At 65.6% G+C, this 11,623-nt stretch carries 10 protein-coding genes; 5 read left to right on the top strand and 5 right to left on the bottom strand.

Annotated elements, in window-relative coordinates:
* Nucleotides 1–141 precede the first annotated feature (141 nt).
* Nucleotides 142–1,038 (top strand): PhnD/SsuA/transferrin family substrate-binding protein, encoded by an 897-nt coding sequence (locus tag GKC28_RS15280; RefSeq protein ID WP_174147888.1) that lies wholly within the window; start codon nt 142–144, stop codon nt 1,036–1,038.
* Between the two features lie 17 nt (nt 1,039–1,055).
* Nucleotides 1,056–3,341: a response regulator gene (locus GKC28_RS15275; protein ID WP_174147887.1), complete on the top strand. Its 2,286-nt coding sequence runs from the start codon at nt 1,056–1,058 to the stop codon at nt 3,339–3,341.
* 66 nt (nt 3,342–3,407) lie between these two features.
* Here GKC28_RS15275 and GKC28_RS15270 read toward each other — a convergent pair whose 3' ends face one another.
* From GKC28_RS15270 to GKC28_RS15260, 3 genes are read right to left on the bottom strand one after another with little or no spacing between them, the layout of a single operon-like run.
* Nucleotides 3,408–4,214 carry a metal ABC transporter permease gene (locus GKC28_RS15270; protein ID WP_174147886.1) on the bottom strand — a complete coding sequence of 269 codons (807 nt, stop codon included), beginning with the start codon at nt 4,212–4,214 and terminating at the stop codon, nt 3,408–3,410.
* Entirely contained in the window at nt 4,211–4,969 is a 759-nt protein-coding gene (locus GKC28_RS15265) for a metal ABC transporter ATP-binding protein (RefSeq protein WP_174147885.1), read from the bottom strand. The genes GKC28_RS15270 and GKC28_RS15265 overlap by 4 nt, the downstream gene beginning before the upstream one ends.
* Nucleotides 4,966–5,448, bottom strand: coding sequence for a Fur family transcriptional regulator (locus GKC28_RS15260; protein ID WP_174147884.1), 483 nt, complete (start codon nt 5,446–5,448; stop codon nt 4,966–4,968). The genes GKC28_RS15265 and GKC28_RS15260 overlap by 4 nt, the downstream gene beginning before the upstream one ends.
* Before the next feature lie 101 nt (nt 5,449–5,549).
* On the opposite strand from GKC28_RS15260, the gene GKC28_RS15255 reads away from it, so the two are divergent.
* The gene (locus GKC28_RS15255) at nt 5,550–6,710 is read left to right on the top strand and encodes a zinc ABC transporter substrate-binding protein (RefSeq protein ID WP_174147883.1); all 1,161 of its coding nucleotides are present in this window, start codon (nt 5,550–5,552) and stop codon (nt 6,708–6,710) included.
* 30 nt (nt 6,711–6,740) lie between these two features.
* Here the strand turns inward: GKC28_RS15255 and GKC28_RS15250 are convergent, their stop codons facing one another.
* Together GKC28_RS15250 and GKC28_RS15245 are read right to left on the bottom strand one after the other, a co-directional pair.
* The gene (locus GKC28_RS15250) at nt 6,741–8,012 is read right to left on the bottom strand and encodes an FAD-binding oxidoreductase (RefSeq protein WP_174147882.1); all 1,272 of its coding nucleotides are present in this window, start codon (nt 8,010–8,012) and stop codon (nt 6,741–6,743) included.
* Complete coding sequence (locus GKC28_RS15245) at nt 8,002–9,504, bottom strand: aldehyde dehydrogenase family protein (RefSeq protein ID WP_174147881.1); 1,503 nt, start codon at nt 9,502–9,504, stop codon at nt 8,002–8,004. Before GKC28_RS15245 ends, GKC28_RS15250 begins: the two co-directional genes overlap by 11 nt.
* 138 nt (nt 9,505–9,642) lie before the next feature.
* On the opposite strand from GKC28_RS15245, the gene GKC28_RS15240 reads away from it, so the two are divergent.
* Both GKC28_RS15240 and GKC28_RS15235 read left to right on the top strand, forming a co-directional pair.
* Nucleotides 9,643–10,548 carry a LysR substrate-binding domain-containing protein gene (locus GKC28_RS15240; RefSeq protein ID WP_254604256.1) on the top strand — a complete coding sequence of 302 codons (906 nt, stop codon included), beginning with the start codon at nt 9,643–9,645 and terminating at the stop codon, nt 10,546–10,548.
* Between the two features lies 1 nt (nt 10,549).
* Complete coding sequence (locus GKC28_RS15235) at nt 10,550–11,437, top strand: LysR substrate-binding domain-containing protein (protein ID WP_174147880.1); 888 nt, start codon at nt 10,550–10,552, stop codon at nt 11,435–11,437.
* Nucleotides 11,438–11,623 lie beyond the last annotated feature (186 nt).

Below are 11,623 nucleotides of genomic sequence, written 5' to 3'. Positions count from 1 at the left end.
AGAGGCCGGAGAATAAAAGAACCGTAAAATTTTTCCGAGAATTGCAGGCGCGTTAACATTGTATTCTTAACTTCGTGCCATGTAACCAAGGGGCGCGGCCTGCCTGCCGTGCCAGCCGATGTCAGTCAGGAGGCTAGACTCGTGAAACAGTTTGAGTGGACCTTTGGTATCATTGCGCTTTTCCGGAAAGGGCTGCGGCACGCCCTCCCTGGCGCGCTGCTGGCTGCTTGGCTGGCAGCATTGCTGCCCGGTGCTGCTCCGGCCGGAACTGATCTGATTTTCGGCACCTATGCGGCGGATAAACCAACCGCAACGGTCAAAAAATACCAGCCGTTCCTGTCCTTCCTGGCCAAGCGGATGAGCGAGGAGCTGGGGGAGCCGGTTACCATCCGGCTGAAGGTCGCCAAGGAATACGAGGAAGGCATCCGCCAGCTTGCGAGCGGCGAAGTGGATTTCTCCAGGTTCGGCCCTGCCTCTTATGTGCATGTGATGAAGGAAAATCCGGGGATCCGGATCATTGCGATGGAATCCCAGAATGGCCAGAAGCGGTTCAAGGGGGTGATTGTGGTCCATTCAGACAGCACGGTGCAGTCGGTCGAAGACCTGGCGGGCCTCAGTTTCGCCTTTGGCGACGAACTGTCGACCATCGGCCGCTACCTCGCTCAGGAGTATCTGCTGGAAGCCGGCATCAGCAGCAGCGATTTGCTGGAGTTTGCCTATCTCGGCCGCCATGATCTGGTGGGGGAGGCTGTCGGCGCGGGCAAGTATACCGCGGGCGCTCTCAAAGAAAGCACCTACAAGAAGCTTGTTGCCAAGGGGGTGCCGATCCGGGTGCTGGCGTCGTTCGACAATGTGACCAAGCCGTGGCTGGCGTCGCCGGACATGCCGGCCGGCGTGCTGGAGGCGATGCGCAAGGTAATGCTGTCCTCGGAGAACGAGGAGATCGTGCGCCGGATTGCAAAGAACGGCTTCCTGCTTGGGAACGATCAGGATTATGACATCATCCGCCGGGCGATGGAGCGCAGCCTGGCCTTTTAGAGCACTGCGTTGATTGTATGAAACGTACTAGCATCCTTTTCCAGATTGTGCTGTCGCTACTGCTGGCAGCGTCGGCTGTCGGCTTTGTGGTCGGCGATCTGGCGCAGCGCCAGGAGGCGCAAAGGCTCGAAAAACAGCTGGCGGAACAGGCGGACCTTACGGTTTCGCTGCTGAGCGGGCTGATGCTGGAATCGATCATTGTCGAGGATGTGCCGGTGCTGGAAACCGGCCTGATCGAAGCCGTCACCCGCAAGCCGCAAATCGTTTCCATCCAGATCCGCAGCCCGGCAGGCAAACTGCTGGCGTCGGCGGAAGCGGCTGGCGCCCCGCCCGAAGGCGGCCGGGTCATGTACGAGCGGCCGATCGAGCTGGAGGGCGCGGTCTTCGGCACCATGATGGTCGAATGGTCCACTCAGGAAGGCGAGGAACTGGTCGCGGCCTCGGTGCGCCAGATCATCATCTGGACGGTGGTGCCGGTGCTGGTTCTGTCCTTTCTGGTGCTGCTGCTGGTGCACGGGCTGGCGTTGCGGCCCCTGCAGATGATCCACAAGCGGATGTCGGATGCGATTTCCGGCTTGCGCAGTCCAGCTGAAAAACTGCCGTGGTACGCCTCGCGGGAGTTCTGGGCACTGGATTTCTCGGTCGGGGTGCTGGAGGAAACCTTCTCCGAGCGCGACGAGCGGGAGTTCGCGCTGGAGCAGGCCCGCGAGACGGCGGATATCGCCAACCGTGCGAAATCGGATTTCCTGGCCAATATGAGCCATGAGATCCGCACGCCGATGAACGGGGTCATCGGCATGGCGGAGCTGTTGCAGGAAACCGAGCTGAATGAAGACCAGCAGATGTATGCGGAGACCATTGCCAAGTCCGGCTCCGCGCTTCTGACGATCATCAATGACATCCTGAATTTCTCCAAGATCGAGGCCGGCAAGGTCGAGTTCAGCATCGAATCCTTCAACCTGCAGACAGCGGTCGAGGACGTGATCACCCTGCTGTCGCCGAAAGCGGCTGAGAAAGGGGTCGAGATCACCATGCGCTATGACCCGGCTTTGCCCGAAGTCTTCGAGGGCGATGCCGGCCGGATCCGGCAGGTGATTACCAACGTGGCGGGCAATGCTGTCAAGTTCACCCGCGAAGGGTACGTCTACATTGAGGTCACCGGACAGCAGCAGGAGCCGGGCAGCTACATGCTGCAGCTGCAGGTGCGGGACACCGGGATCGGCATCGAGCCGGCCCGTGTMGGCAAGATCTTCCGGGCCTTTGAGCAGGCTGACAACGCCGCCTCCCGGAATTTCGAGGGCACCGGCCTGGGGCTGGCGATCTCCTCTCGGCTGCTTGCGCTGATGGGCGGATCCGTGGAGGTGGAATCTGAGCCGGGCAAGGGGTCCGTGTTCACGATCCGGGTTCCGTTGCGGGCCGGCGGCCGGCTGGAAACCGCGCCGGCGGGAAGCCCGCAGAATTTGTCCGGGCTGCATGGCTTGCTGGTGGACGACCTGGAGCTGAACCGGGTGATCCTGTCCGAACGGCTGGGCGCCTGGGGGATGTCCTGCACCCTGGCGGCGTCGGCGCATGAGGGGCTGGAAATCCTGGCGGATGCGCAGCTGGACGGGCGCCGGTTCGACTTTGTCATTCTTGACTACCAGATGCCGGCCATGGACGGGCGCGCTCTTGCGGCGCGGATCCGCTCGATGCCGGGGTTTGAGGGGGTGCCGCTGATCATCCTGTCGTCAGTGGAGCACGCGCTGAGCCGTGCCGATTGCGAAGCGATCGGGACCTGCGAATTTGCGCTGAAGCCGGTACGGGCGGTGCAGCTCCGGCAGGTGCTTGAGCGGGTGCTGAGCCTGCTGGGCGGCAAGGCGGAACCTGTTGCGGACCTCACAGCTGGCCCCGGGCTGCCGGAGCGCCGCCTGAAGCTGCTGCTGGCTGAGGACAACCGCACCAACCAGCTGGTGGTGACCAAAATGCTGAAGGATGCGCCGCTGGATATCAGAATTGCAAGAAACGGTGTTGAGGCGGTTGCCCAGTTCCGGTCTGAACGGCCTGATATCGTGCTGATGGATATGATGATGCCGGAGATGGACGGGCTGGAAGCCACCGCCGAGATGCGCCGGATCGAGGCAGCAGGCGGCGGCGGCAAATGCCCGATTGTGGCGCTGACTGCAAATGCGCTGCAAGCGCACCGGGAAAAATGCCTGCAGGCCGGCATGGACGATTTCCTGAGCAAGCCGATCAACAAGAAAGCCCTGATCGACGCGATCATCAAATGGACGGGCACCCCGGACTTGCGGCGCACCGGCAGCTGACGCCCCTGCCGTCGGCGGGCGGAAAGATGACCCGGTCAGGCCGCTGCCAGGCGGTTCGGGTGCCGGCTAGCCGCGGCGGTACCGCAGCAGCAGCCCGGTCAGGCTGGTTGCTGCGAACAGCCCGGCTGCGAGGCAGACGATGCTGGGGCCTGCAGGCGTATCCAGCACAAAGGCCAGTTGAAGCCCGCCGGTGGCAGCCAGCATCCCCAGCAGTCCGGCAATGATTGCCATGCGTTCAGGTGTCGCGGCGAACGGCCGGGCGGCGGCGGCCGGGATCAGCAGCATCGCCGCAATCAGCAGCACGCCCACCACCTTGATTGCCACCGCCACGACCAGCGCCAGCGCGATGGTCAGCACCATCTGCTCGCGCCGGGGATCAATGCCGGCCGCATGGGCCAGGTCCGGGTTCAGGGTGGCGGTCAGCAATGCGGACCAGCGCCACCACAACAGCGCCAGCACCAGCGCCGCGCCGCCCCATATCACCGCCAGGTCAGTGCGGCCCACCGCCAAGATGTCGCCGAACAGATAGGCCATCAGGTCGATCCGGACCCCTTGCAGAAAGGAAACGGCCACCAGGCCGAAGGCCAGCGAGGAATGCGCCAGCACCCCCAGCAGCGTGTCCATCGCATAGCCGCGCCCGGCCAGCGCCGAAACCGTGGTCGCCATGGCCAGCGCGGTCGCCAGCACGCCGGCAAAGACCGAGACATCAAAGCTGAGCGCCAGCGCCACGCCGAGGATCGAGGCATGGGCGGTGGCGTCGCCGAAATAGGCCATCCGGCGCCAGACCACGAAACAGCCCAGCGGCGCCGCAGCCAGCGCCACGCCGATGCCCGCCAGCGCGGCGCGGATCAGGAAATCGTCAAACAGGGTCATTCGGCGGCCTCGTGATGGTGCCCGTGGTTGTGGGCGCAGTCGTGGTCATGGCTGTGATTGTGCTCATGCCGGTACAGCGCCAGGGCGCCCTGGGTGCCGGTGCCGAACAGGGCGCGGTATTCCGGGGCGGAGGCGACATGCTCCGGCGCGCCCTCGCAGCAGACATGGCCGTTGAGGCAGATCACCCGGTCGGAGGCCGCCATCACGACATGCAGCTCGTGGCTGACCATCAGCACCGCACAGCCAAGCTCCTGCCGGACCTTTTCAATGCGCTGGTAAAAGGCGGCGGAGCCGGGCTGATCCAGGCCTTGGGTGGCTTCGTCCAGGATCAGCAGCTGAGGATTGCTGAGCAGCGCGCGCGCCAGCAGCACCCGCTGGAATTGGCCGCCCGACAGGCCGGACATCTGCCGCGCCGCCAGACCGCCGGCGCCGGCCTGCTCCATCGCCTCAGCGGCGCGGGCGTCGGACACCCGGTCCGGCAGGCTGAGGAAACGGCGCACGGTCAGCGGCAACGTGGGGTCGATGTGCAGTTTCTGCGGCACATAGCCGATCCGCAGCCCGGGGGCGCGCCGGACAGTGCCGCGCGAAGGTTTCTGCGCGCCGATCACACTGCGCAGGAGGGTGGACTTGCCGGAGCCGTTGGGGCCGACCACGGTGACGATCTCGCCGGGGGCGATCGCCAGGCTGACACCGGACAGCACCGTGTTGCCGCCATGCGCGACGGTGAGGCCGTCCAGGGTAATCAGGCTGCTCATGCGGAGGGTTTCCCTTGGCATTTGGGGCACAGCCCCTCAGCCTCGATCACCGCGCGTTCGATCACGAAACCGGCGTCGCGGGCGGCCTGGCCGAGCTGGCCCTGGGTGGGCTCGCGCTGCGCCTCCGCCACCGCGTCGCAGGCACGGCAGATCAGGAACACCGGCGCGTGGCTCTCACCCGGATGGGTGCAGGCGATGAAGGCATTGAGCCGCTCTATCTTGTGGGCGAAGCCGTTTTTAACCAGGAAATCCAAGGCCCGGTAGGCAACGGGCGGCTGCGAGCCGAGGCCCTCTTCGCGCAGCCGGTCGAGGATTTCGTAAGCTCCGAGGGCGCGGTGCTCCTGCAGCAGGATCTCCAGCACCCGGCGGCGCACGGGGGTGAACTGCAGCCCGTTGCTCCGGCAATAGGCATCCACTGCTGCTATGCCGTCGTGAATGCAGCTGCTGTGATCATGCGGTTCGAATCCGATGGAATCCATGGGGCGAGGTCTCCGGGCACGGGCGGGATTGGCTCTTGATATGTAATGTTATGACGTTTATCAACCCGGGCGAATGTTATAAAGTTACATCGGAGGATGACATGCGGAACGCGGTTGCGGTTGCGGCGCTTTTGGCGGGAACCGGGGCGGCCTGGGCAGAGGTGCCCAAGGTGGCGGCGGATATTGCGCCGGTGCACGGTCTGGTGGCGCGGGTGATGCAGGGCCTGGGCGAGCCGGCCCTGGTGGTGCCGCCGGGCGCCTCGCCGCATGGCTATTCGATGCGTCCCTCCGAGGCGCGGGCGCTGGATCAGGCGGATGTGGTGTTCTGGCTGGGGGAAGCTCTGACCCCTTGGCTGGAGGGGCCGCTGGAAGAGCTGGCCGGCGATGCACACCGGATTGAGCTGCTGGAAAGTGAAGGCACCACGGTTCTGCCGTTCCGTGAAGGAGCCCGGTTCGAGGCGCATGCGCATGATGGTCACGCGGAGCACGGCGATCACGATGACCACAGCGGGCATGAGGATCATGCAGATCATGACGGCCACGGCGAACACGGTCACGCGGAGCATGCCGAAGCAGATGCGCATGCGGGCCATGATGATCACGAAGACCATGGGCATGAAGAACACGCTGAAGACCATGATGGCCACGAGGATCATGAGGGCCATGATCATGCAGAGCATGCCGAAGAAGGCGGGCACGGCGAACATGAGGGGCATGAGGATCACGCGGATGCGCATGGGCATCACCACGAGGGCGCCGATCCGCATGCCTGGCTGCTGCCGGCCAATGCCCAGGCCTGGCTGGATGTGATCGCCGAAGAACTGGCAGAGCATGACCCGGACAATGCTGCCGCCTACAAGGCCAATGCCGAAGCCGGCAAGCAGGAGATTGCAGAGGCCGTGGCCAGCATCTCGGCCCGGCTGGAACCGTTCCGGCCCAAGCAGTTCATCGTGTTCCACGATGCCTACCAGTATTTCGAGCGCGGTTTTGGCCTGAATGCAGCGGGTGCGATTTCGATCAGCGACGCCGCCAAGCCGAGCCCGGCGCGGGTTGCCGAGGTGCGTGACGTGGTGGCGGATCTGAAGGTGAACTGCGTGTTCTCCGAGCCGCAGTTCAACCCGGGGCTGGTCGCCACGGTGCTGGACGGCACCGGTGCGGGTACGGCGGTGCTGGATCCGCTGGGTGCCGAACTGGCGCCGGGGCCGCAGTTCTATCCGGAGCTGCTGCAGGAGATCGGTGCGGCGATTGCCGGTTGCGAGTGAGAGAGGGGCGGGCCATTTGGCCCGCCTTTTTCATCTGTTGCTGATCAGATGGGTGAGCGTGGCGCCGGTCTCGTAATAGGCGCTGCGCAGGCCCGCAAAGGGGATCGCGTGATCGCGCACCGGCGGCACCGGCAGGCGGGATTGGTCGCCGCTCAGCAGCGCCTCTGCCATGGCGGTCCCGAACAGGGTGCCGGGACCGATGCCGCGGCCGGAATAGCCGAAACAGGCCAAGCCGCCGTCCAGATCCAGGATCTTGGGTAGGTGTTCGGTGGTCATGGCGATGCGGCCGTGCCAGTGGCTGTGCAGCTGCATGTCCTTCAATTCGGGGTACAGCGCGGCCAGCTTGCGGGGCAGCCAGCTGCGGTGCAGAGAGCTGCCGATATGGTTGAGAGCGCCCATGCCGCCGATCACCAGCCGCCCGGCCTGATCCAGCCGCCAGGACGACATCACCAGCGCGGTGTCCCAGCAGCCTTCCMTTTCCGGCAGGATTTTCTCCAGCAGGGGGGCGGGCAGCGGATCGGTGGCGGCCTGGAAATAATGCACCGGGATCACCTGCGGCGCGTCATAGCCGGTGATTTCGCGGGCATAGGCGTTGGTTGCCATGATCAGATGCCTAGCGCGGATGCTGCCCTTGGGCGTTGCTACCTGCCAGCTGGTGCCGCTGCGGGTGATACCGGTGGCAGGCGTGCCGCTGTGCAGCTGCGCGCCTGCGCTTGCGGCGGCGCGGGCGAGGCCGCGCACATAGGCCAGCGGCTGGATGGTTCCGGCGCGCGGATCGAACAGGGCGCCGTGAACGGCCTTTGAACCGGTGCGCTGAATGGCTTCCTCGCGCGACAGTAGCTCCACTGGCGCGCCGATGGCGGTGAGCTGGTCGTGGCGCCGCTGCAGGTCTTTCAGGCCGCCGGGCGCATGGGCGCAATGCAGGGTGCCGCTGCGCTCCGGCTCGCATTGGATGGCGTGCTTTTCGATCAGCGAGAACACCATCCCGGGCGCGCGCGCCAGCAGGGAGGAGAGGCGGCTGCCTGTTTCCGGCCCCAGCGCGGCGTTAATGTCTTCGGGTGGCAGCCAGAGGCCCGCATTGGCCAGCCCCACATTGCGGCCGGAGCCGCCGCAGCCGATCACCTCCGCCTCGATCAGGCGGATCGAGGCGCCCAGTTCCGCGGCTTTAAGCGCGGCGGAGCAGCCGGTATAGCCGCCGCCGATCACCACCAGATCGGCCTCGGCCTCCCCGGCGAGGTCCGGGAAGGCGGGATTTTCCTGGCAGGTTTGGTGCCAGAGGCTGGACGCCAGGTCAGATGTCAAACTTGATCCCCTGAGCAAGCGGCAGCTCGCGCGAATAGTTCACCGTGTTGGTCTGCCGGCGCATGTACCCTTTCCAGGCGTCGGAGCCGCTTTCGCGGCCGCCGCCCGTCTCCTTCTCGCCCCCGAACGCGCCGCCGATTTCAGCGCCGGAGGGGCCGATGTTCACGTTGGCAATACCGCAGTCGGAGCCCGCTGCCGAGAGGAAATATTCGGTTTCGCGCACGTCGGTGGAGAAGATGCAGGAGCTGAGGCCCTGGGGCACTTCGTTCTGCATTTCAATGGCTTGGTCGAGACCCGCGTATTTCACCACATAGAGGATAGGGGCGAAGGTTTCGGTGTGCATGATCTCCGTCTGGGCCGGCATCTCGACGATGGCCGGGTGCACATAGGCCGCATCGGCGTGGCTGTCCGCCAGCGCGCGGGTGCCGCCGTGCACTTTGCCGCCCTCGCCCTGCGCGCGGTCCAGCGCACTGGTCATAGCGTCTAGCGCGGCGTTGTCGATCAGCGGGCCGACCAGAGTGCCGTCTGCCAGCGGGTCGCCGATGGGCAGGCCCTCGTAGGCCTTGATCAGGCGCGGGATCAGCTGATCGTAGATATCCTCGTGCACGATCAGGCGGCGCAGGGAGGTGCAGCGCTGGCCGGCGGTGCCGACGGCGGAGAACACGATGGCGCGCAGGGCCATTTCCAGATCGGCCGACGGTGCCACGATCATCGCGTTGTTGCCGCCAAGCTCCAGAATGGTGCGGCCCAGGCGTTTCGACATATCGGCCGCCACTGCCTTGCCCATCGGCACCGAGCCGGTGGCGGAGATGATGGCAACGTCGTTGGAGGCGGTAAGGGCCTCGCCCAGGTCACGCTCGCCGATCAGCACCTGGATCAGGCCCTCAGGCGCGTCCTCGCCAAAGGCCGCCATGGCGCGCTCGCAGATTTTCTGCACCGCCAGCGCGGTGAGAGGGGTTTTCTCCGACGGTTTCCAGATCACCGGATCACCGCAGACCAGCGCCAGCGCCGCGTTCCAGCACCAGGGCGCAACCGGGAAGTTGAAGGCGGTGATGATGCCGCAGGTGCCGATCGGGTGCCAGCTCTCGCGCATCGCGTGGCCGGGGCGTTCGGAGGCGATGGTGAGGCCGTAAAGCTGGCGTGAGAGTCCCACTGCAAAGTCGCAGATGTCAATCATCTCCTGCACTTCGCCCAGCCCCTCCTGGTAGATCTTGCCGCATTCCAGGGTGACGAGGCGGCCCAGGTTTTCCTTTTCCTTGCGCAGCTCGTCCCCCAGCAGGCGCACCAACTCGCCGCGGCGCGGGGCGGGGACCAGGCGCCAGGATTTGAAGGCGGACCTGGCGGCGGCGATCTGCGCTTTGGCTTCAGCCGCGCTGTGGGTCTTGAGCCGGGCGATTTCGCTGCCGTCGACCGGCGTGGTGACAGTCAGGCTGCCGCCGGTGAGTTCGGCTTGGGTCAGGCCGGCAGCGGCGAGGATGTCGGAATGGGGCATATCAGCGTCCTTTCGGTGCGAGGGCAGGGCATGAGAAAAACTTTAGGGTGGTTTCCCGCGAAGTCCCGCCGGGCGTAGGTCTGATATAGAAATTGCACCTGGCGGGCCGGATTGCTAATGAAAGTAAATCCTGCAGCCATGAGTTATGATCATATGATTGCGCCGCGCCGTTTTTTGCCCTCGATCCCCTCTCTGCTGGCGCTGGAGGCTGTGGACCGGCTGGGCAGCGCTTCTGCCGCGGCGGAGGATCTGTCGCTGACGCAAAGCGCCATCAGCCGCCAGCTGAAGCAGCTGGAGGAGCAGATGGGAGTGGACCTGATTGCCCGCGACCAGATGCGGATGCAGCTGACGCCGGCGGGGACGGGCTTTGCCAAGGAGGCGAGGGCGATCCTGACACGGCTGGCGCAGGCCTCTGTCAAGCTGCGGGCCAACCCGGACGGCGGCAGTTTCACGCTTTCGATCCTGCCGTCCTTCGGGCTGCATTGGCTGGCGCCGCGGCTCAAGGAATTTGCCGCCTCGCATCCCGGCATCACGGTGAACCTGCATACCCACAATCTGCCGTTCAGCTTTGACGCGGGCACCGCGCAGGCGGCGATCCACTACGGCACGCGGGACTGGCCGGGGGTGGAGTATCTGCCCCTGATGCCAAAACACGTGCTGCCGGTCTGCGCGCCGGGGCTGATGGACGGGCCGGTTGCGCGCCCGGCGGAGCTGCTGGATTATCCACTCTTGCATCTGGAGACGCATCCCGATTGCTGGGAGCAGTGGTTTCATCTGCACGATGTGCCGGCCGCCAAGCTCCGGGGAATGCTGTTTGACCAGTCCTCGGCGATGACGCAGGGGGCGGTGCATGGGCTGGGCGTGGCCTTGCTGCCGGATTTCCTGGCGGAGAATGAGATTGCGCAAGGGCGGCTGGCGCTGGCGATGGAGGGGGCTGCGGTGAGCCTGGGTGAGTATTTTCTGGTCTGGCCCGCGGACCACGCGGAGGAATATCCGCTGATCAAGTTCCGCGAATGGCTGCTGATGCAGCTGGAGGAGGGTTGAGATGCGCCTGCCAAGCCTGACACATCTGCGCTGTTTCGAAAGCGCTGCGCGGCACCAGAGTTTTACCGCCGCGGGCGAGGAGCTGGGGCTGACCCAAAGCGCGGTCAGCAAGAAGGTCAAGGAACTGGAGGCGGACCTGGGGTTCGACCTGTTCCAGCGCGCGGGCCGCGGCGTGGTGCTGACGCCCGCGGGGCAGGGGCTGGCGGCCGATCTGGAGCTGGATCTGGCCGGGCTGCGGGCGACCCTGCAAAAGGCCGCCGCCGCCGGGGCCGGGCGCTCGGCCCTGCGGATTGCGGTGCTGCCGGCCTTTGCCAACCTCTGGCTGATCCCGCGGCTGCCGGATTTCTTTGCCCGCCACCCGGAGGTGGAGCTGAGCTTCTCCACCCGGCTGGAGCCGTTTGATTTTGCCCGCGAGAATTTCGACCTGGCGGTGCATTACGGGCTCGACAACTGGCCGGGCACCCATATGGCGCCGCTGTTCGGCGAGGAGATGGTGCCGGTCTGCGCGCCGGGGTTCTATGCCGCCCATCAGCTGGAGCTGGCCGCCAATCTGGCGCAGGCGCCGCTGTTGCATCTGGAGAGCCGGGCGGGGGCCTGGGCGGAGTGGTTCGAACGCGCCGGGCTGGCCGGCACGCCGCGGCAAGACGGGCGCTATTTCGACCAGCATTCGATGGTGATCGCGGCGGCTTCGGCGGGGCTGGGGGCGGCGATTGTACCCTATGACATGGTGGCGCGGGAGATTGCGGTGGGGGATCTCTTGCGGATCCCGGGTCCCGCGCTGGAGTCGCGCAAGCGCTATTACCTGGTGCGCCCGCACGGGCCGGTGCCGGAGGCGGTGCAGAAGCTGGAAAGCTGGATGCGCAAGCAATTGCGGACCAGGCCGGATTGAAGTGTTTCGCCCGGCCGACAGGCCGGGCAGCGCCCGTCCGCCCCGTCAAACCGAAGGTTTGCCTCCGGCAAAACGGCGGCGGGCGCTTCGCTTCCGCCCGCGGACGGGCACCGCCCTCGGCGATAGATGCCAAACCGGAATAGGTTGGGTCGCAAAGGGCTGGTTTTCCGGAGAACGGCATTCGCT

Origin of the sequence: Leisingera sp. ANG59 (assembly GCF_013317235.1) — a bacterium.
Lineage (GTDB): Bacteria > Pseudomonadota > Alphaproteobacteria > Rhodobacterales > Rhodobacteraceae > Leisingera.
Note: the sequence above shows the minus strand (reverse complement) of the source record. Positions and strands in the feature narration are given on the sequence as shown.